The organism is Aurantimicrobium photophilum (assembly GCF_003194085.1).
GTDB lineage: Bacteria > Actinomycetota > Actinomycetes > Actinomycetales > Microbacteriaceae > Aurantimicrobium > Aurantimicrobium photophilum.
Window position 1 is genome coordinate 312775 of record NZ_CP023994.1, and the last position, 22624, is coordinate 335398.

The window sequence follows — 22624 nt, forward strand, 5'->3', positions numbered from 1 at the left end:
CCCAGCCTAACCACTAGCCCCGAATGGCGCGAAGGGTCACAGCGGTTTCTAAGGCAGCAAGTGCTGCTTCAGCACCCTTGTCTTCTTTAGACCCGGGCAGGCCGGAACGGTCCAGGCCCTGCTGCTCGTCATCGAGCGTGAGCACACCAAAGCCAACAGGCTTTCCGGTGTCGAGAGAAACACGGGTCAAACCACTGGTGGCCGCGTCAGAGACAAACTCGAAGTGGGGTGTGCCACCACGAATAATGACACCAAGAGCGACCACGGCATCAGCGCCTGCCTCGAGGACAGCCTTGCTCACGACGGGAAGCTCAAAACTTCCTGCCACCCGAACCAGGGAGTGCGTTGCACCACTAGCTTCGATGGTGCGCTGAGCAGAAGCAATCATGGCGTTGGTAATGACGTCGTGCCATTGACCTGCGACGATGACGACGTTCAGTCCTGTGCCATCAACGGTAATTTCGGGGGAGCCTGCGCCACTCATGCGGTGACTTCCTTAGTTTTCGGGGCTGGATCAATTGCGGGAAGCGTTCCGGGAAGCTGGTGACCCATGCGGTCACGCTTCACGTTGAGGTAGCCGGTGTTGAATTCACCCAGACCCACGACCAAGGGAACGAGGTCGTTGATCTTGATACCGAACTGCTCGAGCTGACGCTTCTTCTCAGGGTTGTTGCTGAGTAGTCGAACTGAGCTGATGCCCATCTCATCGAGCATGCGTGCTGCGGCAGTGTAGTCACGCGCATCGGCAGGGAACCCCAGAGCCAGGTTGGCATCGAGGGTGTCGAGGCCTTGTTCTTGGAGCTTGTATGCCTTGAACTTGTTGACCAAGCCAATGCCACGGCCTTCTTGACCGCGCATGTAGAGAACAACGCCGCCAGCAGGATCTGCCTCGATCATGCGCAGAGCTTCATCCAGCTGTGGGCCACACTCGCACTTGAGCGAGTGCAGTGCTTCACCAGTGAGGCACTCAGAGTGAACGCGAACCAACACATTTTCACCATCAGGGTTTCCCGCAACAATTGCCACGTGGTCCGTGCCGGTGGCCTGGTCGCGGTATCCGCGCATGCGGAAGGTGCCGTTTTCGGTGGGGACGTTGGTCTCCACTTCAAAGGCCACACGGTGGGCGTCTAGCTCGCCCTCAACGCGTGCGGGAAGCGGGTGTGCTTCCAGGTAGTCAATGAGTGCTGCCACGGTCGTCAAGGGCATGTTTTCGCGTTCAGCGAGCTTCTCAAGGCCTGGCATGCGCATCATGTCGCCGTCTTCGTCAACAACCTCAGCAATGACACCGACAGGCTGCAGACCAGCAAGGCGCATGAGATCCACGGCTGCCTCGGTGTGGCCAGGGCGTTCGTGAACACCACCATCCACTGCACGCAGAGGAAGCACATGACCTGGGCGGATGAGGTCGTGGGGAACAGCATCAGGGTTAGCCAACACCTGCATAGTGAGAGCACGGTCAGAGGCGCTAATACCAGTGGTGATGCCCTCGGCAGCGTCCACCGTGATGGTGTACGCGGTCTTGCGGGTGTCCTGGTTGCGCTCAATCATGATGGGCAAGTTCAGGCGGTCAGCCACGTCGCGAGACATCGGAGCACACAGCAAACCAGAGGAGTGCTTCACAATCCAGGCAATGGATTCCTTGGTGGCGAATTCGGCCGCCATGATGGCGTCGCCTTCGTTCTCGCGGCCTTCGTCATCGGCCACGAGCACGATGCGTCCAGCCTTGAGTGCCTCAAGGACTTCGGGGATAGGAGTGAGAGCCATGTTAGGCACCTGCATTCTGTTGGGGAAGGAAGGCCAGCATGCGTGCGACCTGGCGGGCAATAATGTCGGTTTCGAGGTTGACGGAATCACCGACGGAACGAAGCCCGAGGGTAGTCACTGCGAGGGTTTCCGGAATGAGAGAGACTTCAAACCACTGGGAGCTTTCCGAAGGAGCACTGATGTTGCTCACGGTGAGGGAGACACCGTCCACGGTGATCGAGCCCTTGTCCACGAGCAGGGGAGCTAGCTCACGGCTGAGACCAAAGCGAATCACGGTCCAGTCTTCGCTCGGAGTGATGGACAGAACTTCGGCAGTGCCATCGACATGGCCCTGCACGATGTGGCCGCCAAGGCGACTGCCCAGTTCTGCAGCGCGCTCCAGGTTGACGGGTAGTCCCACGGAAGCATTGCGCATCGTGGTCATGGCCAGAGTCTGTTCCATCACGTCTGCCGTGAAAGAAGTGGCATCGTGCTCCACCACGGTCAGGCACACGCCACTGACGGCAATGGAGTCGCCCTGCTGGACGCCCTGCAACGCAGTGTTGCCAGACACGGTCAGGCGCACAGCATCTGGAAGCTGTTCAATTGCGGTAATGGTGCCGCGTTCTTCAATGAGGCCGGTAAACATTACGCGTCCTTCCGGTTTGGTGTTGCAGTGATGAAAATGTCTGCACCGAGGCGTTCGACAGAGGAGATGTTGAGGTCTATCCGGTCAGCAAGTGTGCCCACGCCCAGGTCTCCCAGGGCAACCTTGTCTCCACCGAGCAGCACAGGTGCGAGATAGATGTACAGGCGATCGGCTAAACCAGCAGCGATGAAAGCGCTGGCCAGGGTGGGACCACCTTCGACGAAGACGGAGCGAATGCCGTTGTCGAACATTTCACTCAGGGCAGCGTGGAGATCATTGTGACCAATGATGAGTGGCTCTAGGGGGTGCTCGTGGACGAGTGCATCGCCAGGAACGTTGCGCTTTCCAATAATCACTGGCACAGGCTGGTGATCATGCAGACCACCTTCGGGAGTGCGGGCAGTCAGCGAAGGGTTGTCTGCAAGGACAGTACCTGTCCCGACCACAATGGCATCTGCTGCCGCACGCTGTTCGTGCACGCGGGCACGAGACTCAGGACCAGAGATCCACTGGCTGGTGCCATCGTGCGCTGCTGCACGGCCGTCCAGGCTTGCTGCCCACTTGACGGTGACGTGGGGTCGGTGCAGGCGGGCTGCCAACATCCACTCTTCCAGGAGTTCTTCTACGTCATTCTCGAGCACGCCACCAATAACCTCAATGCCGGCGTCACGCAGACGCTGCGCACCACCAGAAGAGGCGTAACCGGGGTCAGTAGCGGCATAGACAACCGTTCCGACGCCGGCTTCAATCAGTGCCTGCGCGCAGGGACCGGTGCGACCGGTGTGGTTGCAGGGTTCCAAGGTGACAACGAATGTCGAGCCCTGAGCTTGTTCAGGGGTGAGCTGGCTGAGGGCATCAACTTCTGCGTGGGCGGTGCCTGCTCCACGGTGCCAACCCTCGGCGATGATGGTGCCGGCAGAGTTCAGTACAACACAACCCACTTGCGGGTTAACCCCGTTGCTAGGGCCATTGCCAGCCAGTGCGATGGCGCGACGCATCGGTGCCTCGTAGGCAGTCGAAGGTGTTGTGTGGTCCATCTACCGGTGCTCTCATTCAGGTGAGGCGTGCTTCGGGTAGACGGGTGCCATGGCGACAACCGAACTCGACAGGGTACAAAAAGTAACCTGCCGCGCGCGTTCTCCCATCCGGACTTTAACCGTCGGTCCTGGAATTTCACCAGATCAACCTCATCCTCGGGCCTGGTGGCCTGTTCATGAGGGTCGCGGACTATAACCGCCGGCTCAGATTTTCACTGACCCCGAAGCGCGTTGCTCTAGAAAACAGTCTAGCCGGTGGGTTTATTCCTCGCGAGGCGAGTACCTGCGGATTCGCTGAGAGCGTGCTTAGCCGTGGTGGCGTGGAAGAAGGCCAATAGCGTCATATACCTTCGCCAGAGTCGCATCTGCGACCTCTGATGCACGGTCAGCTGCCTTGCCCAAGATGCGGTCAAGCTCTGCTGGGTCTGAGAGGAGCTCGTTGGTGCGCTCGCGGATGGGGGTGAAGCTAGCGGTGACCTGCTCAGCCAAATCTTTCTTCAGCCCGCCATAGCCACCACCGGCATATTCGTTGACCAGGTCATCGATGGAGCGACCAGAGAGCACCGAGAAGATGGTGAGCAGGTTTGCCACACCAGGCTTGTTCTCGCGGTCGAAGCGGATCTCACCATCTGCGTCGGTTACCGCACGCATGACCTTCTTGGCGGTCACGGCAGGGTCATCCATGATCTTGAGGAGCCCGGCTTCAGTCTCTGCCGACTTCGACATCTTCGCTGTCGGGGTCTGCAGGTCATAGATCTTGGCGGTCTCCTTAAGGATGTGGCCCTCAGGGATGGTGAAGGTCTCGCCAAAGCGTGAGTTGAAACGCATCGCGAGATCGCGGGTGAGCTCGAGGTGCTGACGCTGGTCCTCACCGACGGGAACAACATTTGCTTGATACGCCAGGATGTCTGCAGCCATGAGGATCGGGTAGGTGAACAGACCCACAGATGCTGCGTCAGCACCCTGCTTGGCCGACTTGTCCTTGAACTGAGTCATGCGGCTGGCTTCACCGAAACCGGTGATGGTGTTGAGCACCCACGCAATCTGGGTGTGGGCCTGGACGTGGGACTGAATGAACAGGGTCGACTTGTCGGTGTCGATACCGGCAGCGATGTATTGCGCTGCGGTGGAGCGGGTGCGCTCACGCAGTTCTTTCGGGTCCTGGGGAACCGTGATGGCGTGGAGGTCAACAACGCAATAGAACGCATCGAACTCGTCCTGCATGGTGACCCAGTTACCCAGAGCACCGATGTAGTTTCCGAGGTGGAGGGAGTCGCTCGAGGGCTGCATTCCGGAAAGAATGACGGGCTTAGTCATGAGAAGTCCTAGAGGTTGTAGTCGACGACGACGGGGGTGTGGTCTGACCAGCGAGTGTCATAGGACTCAGCGCGGTCGACGGTGTAGTTGGAAGCAAGGGCAGCGAGGGCAGGGGTGGCGAGGTGGTAATCAATGCGCCAACCAGCATCGGTATCGAATGCCTGACCACGCCACGACCACCAGGTGTAGGGGCCAGGAACTTGGCCGGCTGCTTCGCGGCCCACATCAACCCAGCCCAGGCCAGTGCCGGTGGAACCGTCAGGTCCAGTTACGTTTTCTCCTGCTGGACCCATGAAGCGGTCAAAGTAGGCGCGCTCCTGGGGCAGGAAGCCAGCACGCTTAACGTTGCCCTTCCAGTTTTTGATGTCCAGCTCGGTGTGGCCAACGTTGAGGTCACCCACAACAAGTGCGTAGTCGGTGTGCTTGGCCAGTTCAGGCAAACGCTCCTGCATGGCTTCAAGGAACTTGAACTTCTCCACCTGCTTGGGAGTATCCACTTCACCGGAGTGAACGTAGGTGCTCACGACGGTCAGGATCTTGTCGCCGATCTTGTAGTCGGCTTCGAGCCAGCGTCCTGCGGTGTCAAAGTCGTCAGCACCGAGACTCACGCGGTGAATCTCAGCCGTGCTGCGGCTAGCTAGTGCAACACCAGCACGGCCCTTGGCGGTGGCAGCATCGTGCAGGATGTTCCAGTCAGGACCGAGGAGTTCTTCGAGGTCTTCGGTCGATGCACGCACCTCTTGCAGGGCAAGAATGTCGATGCCACGAGTGTTCAGCCAGTCACCCATTCCTTTGCGGAAGGCGGCGCGAACACCGTTGACGTTGACGGTGGCAATGCGGACTGACATGCCCTAATTCTATTGGGCTAGTTCACGTGGTGACGGTGGGGCACGACCCAACCGAGGTCTTGCATGGCGGTGCCAGATTCTCTCATACTCACGGCCACCCAACTGGTTGCCAGGAGATAAATCCGCGACGCAAAGTTGAAGTAAATCAAAAGACCAATAAACACGGTGAAGCTGGCTAGCAGTGGGTTACTTTCAGGGCGGGTGAGCACATATGACCCCAACACCTTCAATGCCATGAGGGCAAAACCACCAAGTAGTGTTCCGTTGCGCAAAATGCGCCAGGGGATGGGCACCCCGCTCAAGATGCGAATAATGGCGGCCAGCACCGCGGTGTCAAAGAGGAAGACGACAAACAGGCCGATGACCTGAAAGACAATCTTGCCAATTCCGCTTTTGTCGGCGATCCCCAGCTCGGGAAAGACGAGCCCAGAGAGTTTGGTGAGTCCCACCGTTGCCGTGGCACTTAGCAAAACGAAGATGACATAAATCAATGCGAGGACAAGGTCATAGACCTTGAGCAGAATGTAGTTCACCGTGGACTGGGGAAGAGAGAAAATTGTTCGCACAGCAGTGCGGACATAATTCAACCAGTTGATGGCGGTGTAGAGAACGACAACGACCGCCAAGCCGCCGGTCCAGCCGAAGCTGGTCATGGACTCAAGCACCTTGGGATCAATAGGTCCACCGGTGCGAATGAGGTCGGGCACCTGGGCGTTGATGAACGCGATCACTGCTCTGCGAATATCTGGTCGATCCGCGAGGAAGATGCCGGTGAGGCTAAAGCCAACCCAGATAGCTGCGAAGGTGGCAAAGACCGCTTGGAAGGACATGCCGGCAGCCAGGAGGTTACCTCCGGCTGCTGAATAAGACTTGTAGACGCGGTAGGGCAGTTGTGCCTTTGCCCAGGTCAGCATCTTCTTCATACCTGCCAGCTTAAAGGGAAAGGCCCGTGGATTCCTTTGAAGAACCCACGGGCCAAAGAGCCCCGCTAACTATTAGTCAGCGTCGAGGTCAGATGTGAGCAGGCTAGCCAGCTCATCGGCAACAGCCTCAGCGTTGTCACCTTCGACGTCGAGTACGAGTTCTTCTCCGTGTCCGACAGCGAGAGCGAGCACCGAGAGGATGCTGGCACCATCTGCGTTGTCACCGTTTGGCTTAGTAATCGTGACGTCGTGACCGGTAGCTCCTACAGCCTGCACAAAAGTGCTGGCTGGACGAGCGTGAAGTCCAACGCGCGAACCAACAGTGACGGTTCTCTGAGCTTTAGGCAACTGCTTCCTCCAGTGCTTCGTCGGAGACACCAGGCTTGATGTTCTTTGCGACGATAACGAGGAGAGCGGTTACGACCGTACCGATTGCAACTGCAATGAGGTACATGGGCCAGTTGCCCACGAGGCCGAATACCCACAGACCACCGTGAGGTGCGCGCAGGGTGCAGCCGAAGGCTGCAACGAGAGCACCAGATACACCCGAACCGATCATGATCGAAGGGATCACGCGCAGTGGGTCAGCAGCGGCGAAGGGGATAGCACCTTCAGTGATGAAGGATGCACCGAGCAGCCAGGCAGCCTTACCGTTCTGACGCTCAGCGTTCGAGAACTTGTTCTTACGCAGAACAGTCGCGAGTGCGAGACCCAGAGGAGGAGTCATACCTGCAGCCATGACGATTGCCATGATGACGAAACGAGGGTCGTTTGCGTCTGCCGAAGCGCCAGCCTCAGTAAGACCAGCAGCTGCGAAGGTGTAAGCAACCTTGTTGACAGGACCACCCATGTCGAATGCCATCATGAGGCCGAGGATGATACCCAGACCAATGAGGCTTCCACCGGAGAGTCCGGTCAGCCAGTCGTTCAGAGCGGTCATGAGGGCCTTGAGAGGACCTCCGAGGATGACGAGCATCAGACCAGCGGTGATGAAGGTTGCAACCAGTGGGATCACAACAACTGGCATGAGCGGACGCAGCCAGTTGGGGAGCTTGATGCGGCTAAGCCACAGAGCTACGAAACCACCGAGGAAACCGGTGATAAGACCACCGAGGAATCCAGCGCCGACGGTACCAGCGATGGCACCACCAACGAAACCTGGAGCCAGACCGGGACGGTCAGCAATCGCGTAAGCGATGAAGCCCGAAAGGACTGGTACGAGGAAACCGAAGGTAGCAGCACCAACGGCGAACATGACATAAGCCCAGTCGTGAGCGGCTAGAGGGTTGAAACCCTTAGCCAGGAACTCAGCCTGGTCCTGGTAAACGATGTCATAACCACCGATCATGAACGACAGAGCGATAAGGATACCGCCGGCCGCCACGAAGGGGATCATGTAGGAAACACCGGTCATCAGCCATTGGCGGATGCGTGTTCCTGTTCCTGAGTTGTTAGACAATTGTGGCCTCCAATGCCTCATTGCATTTTGTTTGGTGTTACAGATCTTGCCGTCTCAGCAAGAACTCTATGAAAAAGCTACGCCTTGACTAGCTGAAAAGGCGGGCAAAGAAGCCCTTCTTTTCACCCGTGTCGCTGGCGGGCTTTGAAGCTGCGGCGGGTGCTGCAGCCTTGGGAGCGCTACCGGCATCCTTTGGAAGGGTGTCGATGGAGCTCACAGCTTTTGCAACAACGTTCTCTGCGTCAGCAAGTGCCTTGCTTACGCCGATCTGAAGGAAAGGCTTGCCAGCGAAGCGAGCGCGATCCTTGACCTCGAGGTCGGTTGCGAAAATTACCACGTCAGCAGCGTCGATGGTCGACTGCTTCATGGGGGAAGAACCTGCGGAGCCCTGGGTCTCTACGGTGATTTCGTAGCCAGCCTTCTTGGCTGCCTGCTCGAGAGCTTCAGCTGCCATGTAGGTGTGGGCAATACCGGTGATGCAGGATGTTACGGCGACGATCTTGGTCATTAGGACTGTACCTCTCGTGTGATGATGGCTGCGATCTCGGCACCGGTGTTGGCGTCGCGCAGTGACTGGCGGAAGTCTTCGTGCACGAGCTTGCGGGCAAGTGCAGCGAGGATGTGAAGGTGCTTGTCGTCTGCACCATCTGGTGCAGCGATCAAGAAGATGAGGTGTGCGGGGCCATCAGCGGCTCCGAAGTTCACACCATCAACGCTGGTTGCCACAGCTACCGAAGGTACGGTGACGTGGGCGGAACGTGCGTGGGGGATACCGATACCACCGGGGAGGCCGGTTGCCATCTGCTCCTCTCGAGCACGAACGTCGGCAAGGAAGCCGTCGAGGTCAGTAACGCGACCATCGTTAGCGAGCTTGACAGCTAGCTGGCGGGTTGCGTCTTCCTTGGTTTCAGCAACCAAACCAACGATGACGATGTCTTCGGTAGTCAGTGCTGCGGTTGCGTCAGTCATACGTGGAGCTCCTTAATGGCGGTGGTGAGACTGGGATTGATGACAGTGTGAACTGCCGTAATAGTAATGTCTTTTGGTCCTGGCACAGTGGTTGCAGGCAGCTGCACAGCTGCCGAGCCCCAGGCAACAGCGGTCGAAATCCGCGTAATGTCGCCATCTACGTGCCCAAAAAGTTCTTCAGAAATTGTCACGTCGGCACTGAGATATCCAGCCAAAGTGCTGTCACCGGCACCGACGGTGCTGTCGGGAGTGACAGGCTCGTGACCGGCCCAGACGCTGCCACGCTTGTTCACAAGCAAGGCACCGTTCTCTCCCAGGCTCACCACGATGGCAGCATCGTCGTTGCCGAGCAGGCTCTGAGCGAACCCAACAACGTCACCGACGGTGGGGAGTTCGCGGCCCGCAAGTTCTTCCAACTCTTCGTGGTTGGGCTTCATCAAATCGGCGACGCCGGCGTGAGCCACCGAAGCAAACGCACCACCGGAGGTATCCACAGCAAAGCGAACACCGTGCTGGTGTGCAAGCTTGCCGAGAGCAACATAGAAGGAGCCATCGAGTCCGCGTGGAAGACTTCCAGCGGCAACCAACCAGCGTGGAGAAGTTTCGAGCACCCCAGAAATCTGTGCGAGTAGAGACGCACTCTCTGCTTCAGTGAGAAATGGACCAGCTTCATTAATTTTGGTCGTGTCGCCGTGTGCATCCACGATGGTGATGTTCTGACGAACCTCATCGGCAATGCGGGTGGTCATGGTCTGAATGCCCGTATCGCTGAGTGCTGACTCAATCCAGCCACCCACGGTTACATCTGCGGGGAATACAGCTGCGGTGGTGATGTTGTTCTTGTGCAGAGCACGTGCAACGTTAATTCCCTTGCCCGCAGGATCCTTGTGCTTGCCCGTTGCGCGATTAACTTCACCTGTGGTGAAGGACTCTAACTCGAGAGTCAGATCAACGCTGGGGTTCGCGGTCAGAGTGATGATCATGCGACCACCACATCAGGGCCGGCCATTTCGATTTCGAGCAGGTGCTCATTATCAATTGAGCTGTCGGTGATGACGGTGTCGATGCGGCTGAGTGGTGCCACGTGACCGAAGTCTTCACGACCAAACTTGGTGTGGTCAGCCAGGACGACGGTGCGACGAGCTGCATCCACGAAGGCGCTCTTGATACGAGCTTCTTCGAGGTCAGGAGTGGTGAGACCGCGCTCAGGGGTCAAGCCGTTGATGCCGAGGAATGCAACATCGACCGAGAGCGAGCGCAGAGCATCCTCTGGCCAGGAGCCAACCATGGCCAAGGTGAGGGGGCGTACGTGGCCACCAAGCAGGTGCAGCTGAATGTTGGGACGCGTTGCCAGAACAGCTGCGATAGGAATCGAGTTGGTTACCACGGTGAGGTCGATGTCCTGAGGAAGGAGAGCAGCTAGGCGAGCAGTGGTGGTACCAGCATCGATGATGATCGAGCCACCCTGGGGAACTTCGGAGAGAGCCATGCGTGCAATGCGCTCTTTCTCATCCGAGAGCATGCCTTCACGGTAAGACACATCTGGTTCAACGCTGAGGCGGTCAATAGGAATAGCGCCACCGTGTGCACGGTGCAGCAAACCACGACGCTCTAAAGCGGTGAGATCGCGACGAATGGTCTCGGGAGTGACATCGAGTTCTTCGGCGAGGGAGCGAACTTCCACGCGTCCCTGATGACGCGCCTTGGCCAAAATGGCCTGGTGGCGTTCAGGTGCGTACATGGGACTCCATTGTCTAGCGGACGTTGCTTCAAACATTATGCCAGCAAAATGTTTGTTTGTCTTTTTTTACTCCCGATTCCACTTGTTTGTCAACATAAAAGGGGGGTAAAGTTAATGTTTGTGTCCGTTTGCAAACGGCAACCCAGAACTTAACCAACATAGACAAGCCCTCCTTGATGAAGAATTGAGTAGGTCTTTACCCCTCAAGGAGCAGCAATGGAGCTCACCGGAATCGGCGTAGGCCGCGGAATCGCAGCTGGCCCCGTCAAGCGCATGCCCGAGCCCCTGGCTGAACCAGCGGACATCGAACGCACTGCTGATGCAGAGTCTGAGATTGCTGCTGCCAACGTATCTCTCGCTGCTGTGGGTGAATGGCTGCGCGAACGCGGTGTTAAGGCTGGTGGCGAAGCTAAAGATGTTCTCGACGCACAGGCCCTGATGGCTGGCGACCCAGCACTGGCGAAAGACATTGCTAAGCGTATTGAGGCTGGTAAGACCGCTGAGCGCGCCGTCTTCGATGCGTTCGCTTCGTTCCAGAAGATGCTCGAAGGCATGGGCGGCTACATGGGTGAGCGTGCTGCTGACCTCGCCGATGTTGCCCAGCGTGTGATTGCTCACCTGCGTGGAGTTCCTGCTCCCGGTGTCCCTGAGTCAGACGAGCCTTTCATTCTTGTGGCTCACGATCTCGCTCCTGCAGACACGGCACTTCTTGACTTCACCAAGGTGTTCGCCCTCGTCACCCGTGATGGTGGTCCCACTTCTCACACCGCCATCTTGGCAAGAGCTAAGTCCATCCCTGCGATCGTGGGTGTGGGGGCTGGTGCGGAGTCACTGACCGATGACACCCTCGTGGTTGTCAACGCTGCCACCTCCACCGTCACCGCAGGTGTTTCTGCTGCTGATGTTGAGGCAGCCTTGGTCAAGCGTGCGGAATGGCTTGAAGCATCTAATGCACCTATTACTGATGGTGCTTTGAAAGACGGCCACAAGGTTCCCCTGCTGGCTAACCTCGGATCTCCTAAAGAAGCAGCCGGCGCTATTGCGCTCGGCGCTGAAGGTGTGGGCCTGTTCCGCACCGAGTTCCTCTTCCTTGACTCCGCCACGGCACCTACTGTTGCTGAGCAGGAAGTTCAATACACCGAACTGCTCGAAGCATTCCCTGGCAAGAAGGTTGTCGTTCGCGCACTCGATGCCGGCGCTGACAAGCCCCTCTCATTCTTGAACGAAGCTCACGAAGAAAACCCCGCTCTGGGTCTTCGCGGTATTCGTGCACTGCGCGTGAAGGAAAACATCCTGCGCGATCAGCTCACCGCACTGGTCAACGCCCAGAACAAGACCGAAGCAGACCTGTGGGTCATGGCACCCATGGTTGCTGACGCAGAAGAGACCGACTACTTCGTGGGACTGTGCCGCGAATTAGGTCTGCGCGTTCCGGGCGTCATGGCAGAAGTTCCTTCACTGGCTCTTGTTGCAGACCAGGTTCTCGAAACCGCTGACTTCGTCAGCATCGGAACCAACGACCTCACCCAATACACGATGGCAGCGGACCGCATGCTCGGCACCGTCGGTTCCTACCAAGACCCGTGGCACCCTGCTGTGCTGCGCTTGATCAAGCAGCTTGGTGACGCGGGCATAGCCTCGGGTAAGCCTGTGGGCGTCTGTGGTGAAGCAGCAGCTGACCCCAACCTGGCCATTGTTCTCGTTGGTCTCGGTGTCACCACCTTGAGCATGACTCCTGCCGCTCTGGCAGAAGTTCGTGCCGCACTTCTTACTGTCACTCTCGACGAAGCCAAAGCTCGTGCTGCTCGTGCACTGAATGGTCGCACCGCAGCCGAAGCACGCAAGCTCGGCAGCGAGTAAAACTTCTGCAGGGGAGACGACCTGTGGAACTACAAAAAGACCCGGCCTTCCTCAAAGGGCCGGGTCTTTTTAGTAAGAACTAGTGCTTATGCTCGTCCACGCAGAACAGCCTGCTTCACGTCGGCAATAGCCTGCGTGACCTGGATGCCACGAGGGCATGCGTCGGTGCAGTTGAAGGTGGTGCGGCAGCGCCACACGCCCTCTTTGTCGTTGAGGATGTCGAGGCGAACATCGCCTGCGTCATCACGAGAGTCAAAGATGAAGCGGTGGGCGTTGACGATGGCGGCAGGACCGAAGTACTGTCCATCAGTCCAGAACACGGGGCAGCTGGTGGTGCAGGCTGCACACAAGATGCACTTGGTGGTGTCGTCGAAGCGCTCGCGGTCTTCAATACTCTGGCGACGTTCCTTGCCAGGCTCAGGTGACGAGTTGGCAATGAGGAAGGGCTTGACTTCGCGGTAGGCAGCGAAGAAAGGCTCCATGTCGACGATGAGGTCCTTCTCGAGGGGCAGACCCTTGATGGCTTCAACGTAGATGGGCTGGGTAATGTCCAAGTCCTTGATCAAGGTCTTGCAGGCTAGACGGTTGCGACCGTTGATACGCATGGCGTCGGAACCACAAATACCGTGAGCACACGAGCGACGGAAGGAGAGTGATCCGTCCTGGTCCCACTTGATGCGGTGCAGTGCATCGAGAATACGGTCAGTTGAGTAGACCTCAACATCGAAGGATTCCCAACGAGCTTCTTCATCGATTTCAGGAAGGAAGCGACGAATAATCAGCGTGATGTTGAAAGCCTGTACCTCGGGTACGGCTGCCTGAGTAGCGACGTCGGTAGCCATTCTTAGTACTTCCTCTCCATGGGCTGGTAGTTGGTAATAACAACAGGCTTCCAATCAAGCTTGATGTGGTCACCAGCGTCATCACTCTTAGCGTCACCTGAGAGGTACGCCATGGTGTGCTTCATGTACTTCTTGTCATCGCGGTTGGGGAAGTCGTCGCGCATGTGACCACCACGGCTTTCCTTACGGTTACGGGCTGAGTAGACAACAACCTCTGCAAGGTCGAGCAGGAAGCCCAGCTCGACAGCCTCGAGAAGGTCAGTGTTGTAACGCTTTCCCTTGTCGTGGATTGAGATGTTCTTGTATTCCTCGCGGAGCTTCTCAATGGTCTTGGTGACCGACTTGAGAGAATCTTCGGTGCGGAAAACCTGTGCGTTCTTATCCATCTCTTCTTGCAGTTCCTTACGGAGTGCAGGAACACGCTCGGTGCCCGAAGCGTTGCGGATGGATTCGATCATGTCGCGGATGGGACCTGCAGGGTCCTTGGGCAGTGGCACGAACTTGGCGGTCTTCGCGTATTCCACGGCGTAGCGACCAGCACGCTTACCGAACACGTTGATGTCCAGCAGCGAGTTGGTGCCGAGACGGTTGGAACCGTGAACAGAGACACACGCACATTCACCCGCGGCGTAGAGGCCAGGGATGACGGTGTCGTTGTCGGAGAGAACCTCAGCCTTGATGTTGGTAGGAATACCACCCATGGCATAGTGAGCAGTTGGCATCACGGGAACAGGCTCAACCACGGGGTCAACACCCAGGTAGGTGCGAGCGAACTCGGTGATGTCAGGAAGCTTGGTTTCCAGAACCTCAGCACCCAAGTGGGTGCAGTCCAGGAGAACGTAGTCCTTGTTGGGGCCCGCGCCGCGGCCTTCAGCCACTTCCTGAACCATGCAGCGCGAGACGATGTCACGAGGAGCGAGGTCCTTGATGGTGGGGGCGTAGCGCTCCATGAAGCGCTCACCGGAAGCATTACGCAAGATGGCACCTTCACCACGAGCACCCTCAGTCAAGAGAATGCCGAGGCCGGCAAGGCCGGTGGGGTGGAACTGGAAGAACTCCATGTCCTCGAGAGGAATACCCTTACGCCAGATGATGCCGACGCCATCACCGGTGAGGGTGTGTGCGTTGGAGGTGGTCTTGTAGATCTTGCCGAAACCACCAGTAGCGAAGACGATCGACTTGCCCTGGAAGACGTGCAGGTCTCCGGTTGCGAGTTCGTAAGCCACAACACCAGCAGGAACCTGCTTGCCCTTGACGTCAACCATGACGAGATCAAGAACATAGAACTCGTTGTAGAACTCGATACCGAGCTTCACGCAGTTCTGGAACAGGGTCTGAAGAATCATGTGACCGGTACGGTCAGCTGCGTAGCAGGAGCGACGAACAGGTGCCTTACCGTGGTCACGAGTGTGGCCACCGAAACGACGCTGGTCAATCTTGCCGTCGGGTGTGCGGTTGAAGGGAAGACCCATGTTCTCGAGGTCGATAACCGCGTCGATAGCTTCCTTGGCCAGGATCTCAGCAGCATCCTGGTCAACCAGGTAGTCGCCACCCTTGACGGTGTCGAAGGTGTGCCATTCCCAGCTGTCCTCTTCCACGTTGGCCAGCGCTGCAGCCATACCGCCCTGTGCTGCACCGGTGTGCGAGCGAGTGGGGTAGAGCTTGCTGATCACAGCGGTGCGGGCGTTGGGGCCAGCCTCAATCGCTGCACGCATACCTGCGCCACCAGCACCCACGATGACAACATCGTGCTGGTGGTAGTAAACGCCGTCGACGAGCTTGGTTTCTTCGTACGTGTCGTTGCTCTTGGTTGCCACGAGGGATACTCCGTAGTTAAAGGTGATCTAAAGAATTACTGGGGTGGGCAGAACGAGGGCAGCATGCCGAGCTGATCTGGACTGACCGAAGGGCAGGGATCGAAAGTGAAGATCACCAGGGTGCCCAGGATGATGAGCACAGCAGCAGAGGCGAAGACTGCTCCGCGGAGCACCTTGCCCAGTACTGGTGAGCTCGAGTAGTCGTTGATGATGGTGCGCATACCGTTGGCGCCGTGAATGAGGGCAAGCCAGAGCATGAGCAGATCCCATACCTGCCAGAAGGGGGAAGCCCACTTGCCGGCAACGAATGCGAAGTCGATAGCGCGGACACCTTCACCGGAGACCATGTTCACAAACAGGTGACCGAAGATGAGGACGACGAGCACGACGCCTGAGGCGCGCATGTACATCCATCCCCACTTTTCCCAGTTGGTGCCGGAGCGCTGGGTGCGGGCATAGGGGCTACGGGGTGCGTCTACGGTGCTCACTGTCCGTTCACCTCCAGGATGATGTTGGCAATCTGACGAGGCAGGAATCCTGCCATCAGTACTACCCACAGGCCGATGACAACCCAGAACATGGTGCGCTGGTACTTCACGCCCTTGCTCCAGAAGTCGACCAGGATGATGCGCAGACCGTTGAGGGCATGGAACAGGATTGCTCCGACCAGTCCGATTTCACCCAGACCCATGATGGGGGTCTTGTAGGTGCCGATGACGGCGTTATACGCCTCAGGGCTGACACGCACCAAAGCGGTGTCGAGAATGTGGACGAGTAGGAAGAAGAAGATGGCCACACCGGTAATACGGTGCAGAACCCAAGACCACATACCGGTGTAGCCGCGGTAAAGCGTGCCGCCCGGACGGGGCTTCTTTTCTGAGCGTGGTGCCGTGACAGCTGACACGAACAACCCTCCTTGGTTGTGGGCAATAACTTGTCCTAACTTTACGCCCAGTAGTCTGGTGTTATGGCACGACTAACGACGCCCCTGACCGACTTCTACGCGGTTATTCCGGCCGGTGGAATAGGTTCCCGGCTCTGGCCTTTATCGCGTGCGGATGCCCCGAAGTTCCTGCACGATCTCACTGGTTCGGGTAGTTCCCTGCTCAAGGACACCTGGGACCGTTTGGCACCGCTTGCTGGTGAGCAGCGCGTCATGGTTGTCACCGGCCGTGCACACCGCGCAGCAGTAGAAGAACAGCTCCCCGAGCTCGCAGATCTCAACGTGGTGCTGGAAAGCGAGCCACGCGACTCCTCAGCCGCCATTGGTCTGGCAGCGGCCATTTTGGAAAAGCGCGAGCCTGGAGTCATCATCGGTTCCTTCGCAGCTGACCACGTGATCAAGGGCACCCGATTCTTCAACATGGCCGTCGCTGAGGCTGTCGAAGCAGCCCGCGCCGGCTTCATTGCCACCATCGGAATCGTTCCCACCGAGCCCGCCATCGGATTTGGCTATATCCACGCAACGGAAGAAACTGAGCTGGAAGGTGCTCCTTCAGCGCTCAAGGTCGACTCCTTCGTGGAAAAGCCCAACGCTCACACTGCTGAGGAATATGTCGAAAGTGGCGACTACCTGTGGAACGCAGGCATGTTCATCACCAAGGCAGCCGTACTTCTCGAAGAACTAGCCAAGACCCAACCAGAACTTCACGCCGGTGTTGTCGCGCTGGCTGAGGTCTGGGATGACCACGCCAAGCGTGGACCTGCCGTGGACAAGATTTGGCCGACCCTCAAGAAGATTGCCATCGACTACGCCGTGGCAGAACCTGCGGCTGCCGCCGGCAAGCTCGTCGTCATTCCGGGTGAGTTCGACTGGGATGACGTGGGTGACTTTGCCTCGATTGCCAAGCTGCACTCCTCTGGTTACAAGAAGGACCTTGCCATCTTGGGTGAAGGTGCTCGTGTTCTCTCCGATGCTTCCTCGGGAATCCTCATCACCGACACCGGTCGCACCATCGCACTTGTCGGCGTAAAGGACATTGTTGTTGTTGACACTCCTGATGCTCTGCTGGTCACCACCACTGCCAATGCGCAGAAGGTGAAGTCTGTGGTGGATGCCCTGCGCATCTCCGGTCGCGACGACGTTCTTTAACACTTACCCAACCTCCCTTGAAAGAAACCAATGTCTACTGAATACGTAATTGATGGCGTCGACGTGCGTACCCTGCCCAAGATCTCTCTGCACGATCACCTCGATGGCAGTCTGCGCCCCGCCACCATCATTGAGTTGGCGGAGGCAGAAGGTATTGAACTGCCTGTTCTGGATGCTGAAGGTTTAGGTCAGTGGTTTGCTGACCAGTCCAACTCAGGCTCCCTCGTGGAATATCTCAAGACCTTTGATCTGACCTGTGCTGTGATGCAGACTCGTGAAGGTCTGACCCGCGTTGCCCGCGAGTCCGTGATTGACCTCGCCAACGATGGCGTGATCTATGGCGAGCTGCGCTGGGCGCCAGAACAGCACCTCACCAAAGGGCTCACGCTGGACCAGGTCGTGGAATACGTTCAAGAAGGAATTGAGCAGGGCATCGAAGATGCTGCTGCCGATGGCAAGTCCATCCGCATCGGTCAGCTGATCACCGCGATGCGTCACGCAGACCGTAGTCTTGAGATTGCCCAGCTCGCCGTGCGCCACCGCGATAACGGTGTGGTGGGATTCGATATTGCTGGTGCAGAACTGGGCTTCCCCGCATCTCTTCACAAGGAAGCCTTTGACTATCTCGCAAGCGAATACTTCCCTGTCACCATCCACGCCGGCGAAGCAGACGGTCGGCCGAGCATCGAGAGTGCAATCAACGACGGACATGCATTGCGATTAGGTCATGGTGTTCGGCTGGCAGAAGACATCAGTATTGATGGCTCTGATGAGAACGCCACTTTTGTCTCCCTGGGCTTGCTTTCGCAGTGGGTGAAAGACCGAGGCATCACTTTGGAACTTTCTCCTTCTTCAAACCTGCAAACCGGAGCGATTGCTGCCTGGGGTGAGGACATCATGGACCACCCCTTCGATCTGCTGTATCAACTGGGAATGACTGTCACGGTCAACACTGATAACCGCTTGCAAAGCGGAACATCACTGTCGAGAGAACTGTGGCTCGTTGCTGATGTGTTCGCCTATGGCTTGGCAGATCTCGAAACCTTCCAGCACAATGCCGCAGCTTCCGCTTTCCTTCCGCTGGAAGACCGCGAAGTGCTCGCCGATGCCATCTCGGATGGCTTCGTTGAAGCCGTTCAGCTCGCGCGCTAAATACGTTCGAGTATCTTTGCCAGTAAATCGCTGACGCGAGGTTCTGCTTTCGTGCCTGCCTCGACGACTTCGCGGTGCGATAGGGGAGTGGGCGAGATTCCTGCTGCTTGGTTCGTAATCAAGGTAAGGCCTAGGACTTCCATTCCAGCTTGTTTAGCCGCCATTGCCTCCAAGGCAACCGATGCTCCGACCAAGTCTGCTCCATAGCCACGCAACATCTGGATTTCTGCTGCCGTCTCATATTGCGGCCCTGGGACTTGAGCGAGCACTCCTTCGCCGAGTGAAGGGTCGACGCTCTGAGCTAGTTCACGAAGTGCGGGTGTGTAGATATTCGTCATGTCGATGAAGGTTGCACCCTCGATGGGAGTAGTGCCGGTGAGGTTGAGGTGGTCCTTGATGAGCACCGGGGTGCCTGGCTGCCAAGCGGGACGGATGCCCCCTGCCCCATTGGTGAGCACCATTGTCTTGGCACCCGCTGCCGCAGCGGTTCTGACACTGTGCACCACACGGCGCACAAAACCTGGGGTCCCACCGCCTTCATAAAGGTGTGTTCTGGCACCAATCACCAACAGGCGCTTATTGCTGGGAAGAATCACACTGCGAATGGTGCCCAGGTGTCCAGCAATGCCTGAGGCACTGAAGCCCGTGATCTCTTCGGCGGGGATTTCCTCGGTGGTCTTGCCAATCACGTCTACGACGGCGCCCCAGCCAGAACCCAGAGTCAAGGCGATGTCATGGTGGCCGATGCCGGTGGCAACGGCAATCTCAAAGGCGGCCTGCTTGGCTATTTCAGCAGGATCTTGGGAAGGGTCTTCCAGTGGGTTGAAACCCCACTCACCTGCGTTCGACATACGCCCAGCCTATTGCTCTCGTAGTGCGAGAATAAGGGCATGGCTTTTGAGTTTGAACGCAAGCAGCGCATTGCAATTTTGGGGGGTGGCCCCGGTGGCTACGAAGCAGCACTGGCAGCAGCCCAGCTCGGAGCAGAAGTAACCCTCATTGAACGCTCGGGTGTCGGTGGCTCAGCCGTTCTCACCGATGTTGTTCCTTCCAAGACTCTCATCGCCACCGCTGAGTTCACCTCCACACTGGAACGCTCGGATGAGCTGGGTGTGCAGTACTACGTCAAAGGTGACGACGGTAAAGCACGCAAGCCTGAAGTCTCTATCAACCTCGCCACAGTGAACAAGCGTCTCTTAGGGCTAGCTCACGACACATCTGAAGACATGCAAAAGGCTCTCAAGAAGGCTGGTGTGAACTTCATTCCAGGCCACGGTCGCCTCGATGGCACTCACGCCGTGATTGCTGCCACCGGTCCTGGTGGCACTGATTTTGACCGCATTGAAGCAGACACCATCATTGTCTCCGTCGGGGCAAGCCCTCGTGTTCTCGACACCGCCAAGCCTGATGGTGAGCGCATCCTCACCTGGACACAGCTCTATAACTTGACCGAACTACCTGAGCACATGATTGTGGTCGGCTCTGGTGTGACCGGTGCGGAGTTTGCTTCTGCTTATTCATCTTTGGGTTCCAAAGTGACCTTGGTCTCCAGCCGCGACACCGTGCTTCCTGGCGAAGATGCGGATGCAGCTGCCGTATTGGAAGAAGTCTTTATTCGGCGAGGCATGACGCTCATGTCGAAAGCACGCATGGAAAAGGTCGAGCGCACCGACACCGGTGTGAAGGTGACGCTTGCTGATGGTCAGACCATTGACGGAAGTCACTGTTTGATCGCTGTGGGATCCATTCCCAACACGGCAGGTCTTGGCTTAGAAGAAGCAGGCGTTGAACTGGATAGTGCCGGCCGCATCGTGGTCAACCGTGTTGCCCGTTCTTCTGTTCCCAACATTTATGGTGTGGGGGACTGCTCAGCTGCTTTGCCCCTGGCTTCTGTGGCGATGATGCAAGGTCGCACGGCGGCCTTCCACGCCCTCGGTGACGCTGTGACCCCGTTTGATGAGCGCAACGTGGCTGCGAACATCTTTACTCAGCCTGAGGTTGCCTCGGTGGGTTGGAGTCAAGCAGAAATCGAAGCGGGCATCATTCGAGGTACTGTTTTCAAACTTCCCTTGACCGCAAACCCCCGCGCCAAAATGCAGGGTATTCGAGATGGATTCGTCAAGCTCATCACCACGACCACCTCTCGCACCGTGATCGGTGGAGTCATCGTGGCACCGCGCGCATCAGAACTCATCTTCCCGCTTGCGCTCGCCGTGGAGCACCGCCTGACCGTCGATGACGTGGCCAAGAGCTTCGCTATCTACCCCTCCATCGCAGGAAGCATTGTGGATGCAGCTCGTGCCCTGCACGCCGTGGAGCACAAGTAACAGTCAAGATTCGAAAACGATGAAGGCCCGCTGAGAATTCAGCGGGCCTTCATCGTTGTTTCAATAATTATTCGGCGTCGTCAATGTTGAGCAGAACGTGACCGTTAGACACAGTCTGACCAATCTCTGCATTGATACCGGAGATAACACCGTCCTTGTGTGCTTCGACGGGTTGTTCCATCTTCATCGCTTCAAGGACAAGAATGAGATCACCCTTGACGACCTTTTGGCCTTCTTCAACTGCGATCTTCACGACAGTTGCCTGCATGGGAGCCTTCACGGTTGCGCCGCCGGCGCCACCGACTGCGTGGGAAGCCATCTTGCGCACAGGAGCAGGTCCCTGTGTTGCGAGGTCTGCGTTGTTTGCACGGAGAAGCTTGGCGGGCAAAGAAACTTCGATGCGACGGTCGTCCACCTCGATGGTGACATGCTGACGCTTAGCCAGAGAAGGGGTCTCCTCAGCTTCACCACTCCAGGGCTCGATGTCGTTAACGAACTCTGTTTCGATCCAGCGGGTATAAACGGAGAACGGCTTGTCACCTTCGGGAGCGAACGCAGGGTCGCGCACGATCTTGCGGTGGAAGGGAAGCACGGTGGGAAGACCAGCAACCTCAAACTCATCCAAAGCGCGACGTGAACGCTCGAGAGCTTCTTCACGAGTAGCTCCGGTGACGATCAGCTTGGCCAAAAGAGAGTCGAACGATCCGGAGATGACGTCACCTGCGGTGACACCGGAGTCCACGCGAACGCCTGGACCGCCGGGTGCACGGAAAACGTGCACAGGACCTGGTGCAGGAAGGAAGTTGCGTCCACCATCTTCACCGTTGATACGGAACTCAAAGGAGTGGCCGGTGACTACGGGGTCTGGGTAATCCAGCACGCCACCTTCGGCGATGCGGAACTGTTCACGAACCAGGTCAATACCGGTGACTTCTTCAGACACAGGGTGCTCAACCTGGAGGCGGGTGTTCACCTCGAGGAAAGAAACAGTTCCGTCCTTACCAATGAGGAATTCACACGTGCCAGCACCGAGGTAACCCACCTCTTTGAGGATGGCCTTAGATGCCCGGTAGAGCTCAGTGGTCTGTGCTTCAGTGAGGAAGGGAGCAGGGGCTTCTTCAACGAGCTTCTGGTGACGACGCTGCAGTGAGCAGTCACGGGTCGAGACAACGACGACGTTTCCGTGCGCATCAGCAAGACACTGGGTCTCTACGTGACGAGGCTCGTCGAGGTACTTCTCCACGAAACATTCACCGCGACCGAAAGCAGCGATGGCTTCACGAGTTGCGGACTCGAAGAGCTCTGCTACTTCTTCACGATTGCGAGCAACCTTGAGGCCACGGCCACCACCACCGAATGCCGCCTTGATGGCAACGGGCAGACCGTGGATGTCGACGAAGTCGAGAACTTCTTCAGCACCCGAGACGGGGTTGATGGTTCCAGGAGCAAGAGGAGCCCCCACCTTCTCTGCTACGTGACGAGCAGAAACCTTGTCACCGAGCTGTTCGATTGCTTCGGGGCTGGGGCCAATCCAAATCAGGCCAGCTGCCTGCACCTTGCGGGCAAAGTCAGCGTTCTCAGCCAGGAAGCCATAGCCGGGGTGAACCGCATTCGCACCGGACTTGCGGGCAACTGCCAAGATCTTGTCGATGACCAGGTAGGTCTCGGCACTGGTGGTGCCGTTCAGTGCATACGCCTCGTCTGCGAGCTTGGCATGCAGGGCGTTAATGTCTTGGTCGGCATAGACGGCGACGGAACCAATTCCGTAGTCTCTGGCTGCACGAATGATGCGAACGGCGATCTCGCCACGGTTCGCAATGAGGACCTTTGTAATGCGGGACATAGTCC

Annotated in this window: 23 protein-coding genes and 1 riboswitch; of the genes, 4 read left to right on the forward strand and 19 right to left on the reverse strand. The window is 57.6% G+C overall.

Annotated features, from left to right (window positions below):
- Positions 1–13: 13 nt before the first annotated feature.
- The 13 genes from ribH to AURMO_RS01710 form a co-directional block, all read right to left on the reverse strand.
- The gene (gene ribH / locus AURMO_RS01650; protein WP_110232852.1) at positions 14–484 is read right to left on the reverse strand and encodes a 6,7-dimethyl-8-ribityllumazine synthase; all 471 of its coding nucleotides are present in this window, start codon (positions 482–484) and stop codon (positions 14–16) included.
- The gene (ribA, locus tag AURMO_RS01655) at positions 481–1764 is read right to left on the reverse strand and encodes a GTP cyclohydrolase II (protein ID WP_110232853.1); all 1284 of its coding nucleotides are present in this window, start codon (positions 1762–1764) and stop codon (positions 481–483) included. The genes ribH and ribA overlap by 4 nt, the downstream gene beginning before the upstream one ends.
- 1 nt (position 1765) lies before the next feature.
- On the reverse strand, positions 1766–2392 hold the full coding sequence (locus tag AURMO_RS01660) for a riboflavin synthase (protein ID WP_110232854.1): 627 nt from the start codon (positions 2390–2392) through the stop codon (positions 1766–1768).
- Positions 2392–3429, reverse strand: a complete 1038-nt coding sequence (gene ribD / locus AURMO_RS01665) for a bifunctional diaminohydroxyphosphoribosylaminopyrimidine deaminase/5-amino-6-(5-phosphoribosylamino)uracil reductase RibD (protein WP_239406849.1) — start codon at positions 3427–3429, stop codon at positions 2392–2394. Before ribD ends, AURMO_RS01660 begins: the two co-directional genes overlap by 1 nt.
- Before the next feature lie 92 nt (positions 3430–3521).
- Positions 3522–3663, reverse strand: a riboswitch (FMN riboswitch).
- Between the two features lie 72 nt (positions 3664–3735).
- A complete protein-coding gene (gene trpS, locus AURMO_RS01670) occupies positions 3736–4746 on the reverse strand; it encodes a tryptophan--tRNA ligase (protein WP_110232855.1) in 1011 nt (336 codons plus the stop codon).
- 8 nt (positions 4747–4754) lie between these two features.
- Positions 4755–5594: an exodeoxyribonuclease III gene (locus AURMO_RS01675; RefSeq protein WP_110232856.1), complete on the reverse strand. Its 840-nt coding sequence runs from the start codon at positions 5592–5594 to the stop codon at positions 4755–4757.
- Between the two features lie 17 nt (positions 5595–5611).
- Complete coding sequence (locus tag AURMO_RS01680) at positions 5612–6517, reverse strand: YihY/virulence factor BrkB family protein (protein WP_110232857.1); 906 nt, start codon at positions 6515–6517, stop codon at positions 5612–5614.
- A gap of 72 nt (positions 6518–6589) precedes the next feature.
- A complete protein-coding gene (locus AURMO_RS01685) occupies positions 6590–6865 on the reverse strand; it encodes an HPr family phosphocarrier protein (protein WP_110232858.1) in 276 nt (91 codons plus the stop codon).
- Positions 6858–7976: a PTS fructose transporter subunit IIC gene (locus tag AURMO_RS01690; RefSeq protein WP_239406850.1), complete on the reverse strand. Its 1119-nt coding sequence runs from the start codon at positions 7974–7976 to the stop codon at positions 6858–6860. The genes AURMO_RS01685 and AURMO_RS01690 overlap by 8 nt, the downstream gene beginning before the upstream one ends.
- Positions 7977–8064: 88 nt before the next feature.
- Complete coding sequence (locus tag AURMO_RS01695; protein WP_110232860.1) at positions 8065–8484, reverse strand: PTS fructose transporter subunit IIB; 420 nt, start codon at positions 8482–8484, stop codon at positions 8065–8067.
- Positions 8484–8945 (reverse strand): PTS sugar transporter subunit IIA, encoded by a 462-nt coding sequence (locus AURMO_RS01700; RefSeq protein ID WP_110232861.1) that lies wholly within the window; start codon positions 8943–8945, stop codon positions 8484–8486. Before AURMO_RS01700 ends, AURMO_RS01695 begins: the two co-directional genes overlap by 1 nt.
- A complete protein-coding gene (locus tag AURMO_RS01705; RefSeq protein ID WP_110232862.1) occupies positions 8942–9928 on the reverse strand; it encodes a 1-phosphofructokinase family hexose kinase in 987 nt (328 codons plus the stop codon). The genes AURMO_RS01700 and AURMO_RS01705 overlap by 4 nt, the downstream gene beginning before the upstream one ends.
- The gene (locus AURMO_RS01710) at positions 9925–10686 is read right to left on the reverse strand and encodes a DeoR/GlpR family DNA-binding transcription regulator (protein WP_110232863.1); all 762 of its coding nucleotides are present in this window, start codon (positions 10684–10686) and stop codon (positions 9925–9927) included. Before AURMO_RS01710 ends, AURMO_RS01705 begins: the two co-directional genes overlap by 4 nt.
- Before the next feature lie 216 nt (positions 10687–10902).
- Here AURMO_RS01710 and ptsP point away from each other — a divergent pair, with 216 nt between their 5' ends.
- A complete protein-coding gene (ptsP, locus tag AURMO_RS01715) occupies positions 10903–12546 on the forward strand; it encodes a phosphoenolpyruvate--protein phosphotransferase (RefSeq protein ID WP_110232864.1) in 1644 nt (547 codons plus the stop codon).
- A gap of 86 nt (positions 12547–12632) precedes the next feature.
- Here ptsP and AURMO_RS01720 read toward each other — a convergent pair whose 3' ends face one another.
- From AURMO_RS01720 to sdhC, 4 genes are read right to left on the reverse strand one after another with little or no spacing between them, the layout of a single operon-like run.
- Positions 12633–13388 (reverse strand): succinate dehydrogenase iron-sulfur subunit, encoded by a 756-nt coding sequence (locus tag AURMO_RS01720; protein WP_110232865.1) that lies wholly within the window; start codon positions 13386–13388, stop codon positions 12633–12635.
- A gap of 2 nt (positions 13389–13390) precedes the next feature.
- Positions 13391–15205, reverse strand: a complete 1815-nt coding sequence (gene sdhA, locus AURMO_RS01725; protein ID WP_110232866.1) for a succinate dehydrogenase flavoprotein subunit — start codon at positions 15203–15205, stop codon at positions 13391–13393.
- 35 nt (positions 15206–15240) lie between these two features.
- Positions 15241–15693: a succinate dehydrogenase hydrophobic membrane anchor subunit gene (locus AURMO_RS01730; RefSeq protein ID WP_110232867.1), complete on the reverse strand. Its 453-nt coding sequence runs from the start codon at positions 15691–15693 to the stop codon at positions 15241–15243.
- Positions 15690–16109, reverse strand: a complete 420-nt coding sequence (sdhC, locus tag AURMO_RS01735; RefSeq protein ID WP_110232868.1) for a succinate dehydrogenase, cytochrome b556 subunit — start codon at positions 16107–16109, stop codon at positions 15690–15692. The genes AURMO_RS01730 and sdhC overlap by 4 nt, the downstream gene beginning before the upstream one ends.
- 63 nt (positions 16110–16172) lie before the next feature.
- Here sdhC and AURMO_RS01740 point away from each other — a divergent pair, with 63 nt between their 5' ends.
- Both AURMO_RS01740 and AURMO_RS01745 read left to right on the forward strand, forming a co-directional pair.
- Entirely contained in the window at positions 16173–17297 is a 1125-nt protein-coding gene (locus AURMO_RS01740) for a mannose-1-phosphate guanylyltransferase (protein WP_110232869.1), read from the forward strand.
- A gap of 30 nt (positions 17298–17327) precedes the next feature.
- The gene (locus AURMO_RS01745; protein WP_110232870.1) at positions 17328–18449 is read left to right on the forward strand and encodes an adenosine deaminase; all 1122 of its coding nucleotides are present in this window, start codon (positions 17328–17330) and stop codon (positions 18447–18449) included.
- On the opposite strand, the gene AURMO_RS01750 is transcribed toward AURMO_RS01745, so the two are convergent.
- Positions 18446–19300, reverse strand: a complete 855-nt coding sequence (locus AURMO_RS01750; RefSeq protein WP_110232871.1) for a purine-nucleoside phosphorylase — start codon at positions 19298–19300, stop codon at positions 18446–18448. The genes AURMO_RS01745 and AURMO_RS01750 overlap by 4 nt on opposite strands.
- Positions 19301–19339: 39 nt before the next feature.
- Here AURMO_RS01750 and AURMO_RS01755 point away from each other — a divergent pair, with 39 nt between their 5' ends.
- Positions 19340–20776 (forward strand): NAD(P)H-quinone dehydrogenase, encoded by a 1437-nt coding sequence (locus tag AURMO_RS01755; protein ID WP_110232872.1) that lies wholly within the window; start codon positions 19340–19342, stop codon positions 20774–20776.
- A gap of 67 nt (positions 20777–20843) precedes the next feature.
- Here the strand turns inward: AURMO_RS01755 and AURMO_RS01760 are convergent, their stop codons facing one another.
- Entirely contained in the window at positions 20844–22619 is a 1776-nt protein-coding gene (locus AURMO_RS01760; RefSeq protein ID WP_110232873.1) for an acetyl/propionyl/methylcrotonyl-CoA carboxylase subunit alpha, read from the reverse strand.
- Between the last annotated feature and the right edge of the window lie 5 nt (positions 22620–22624).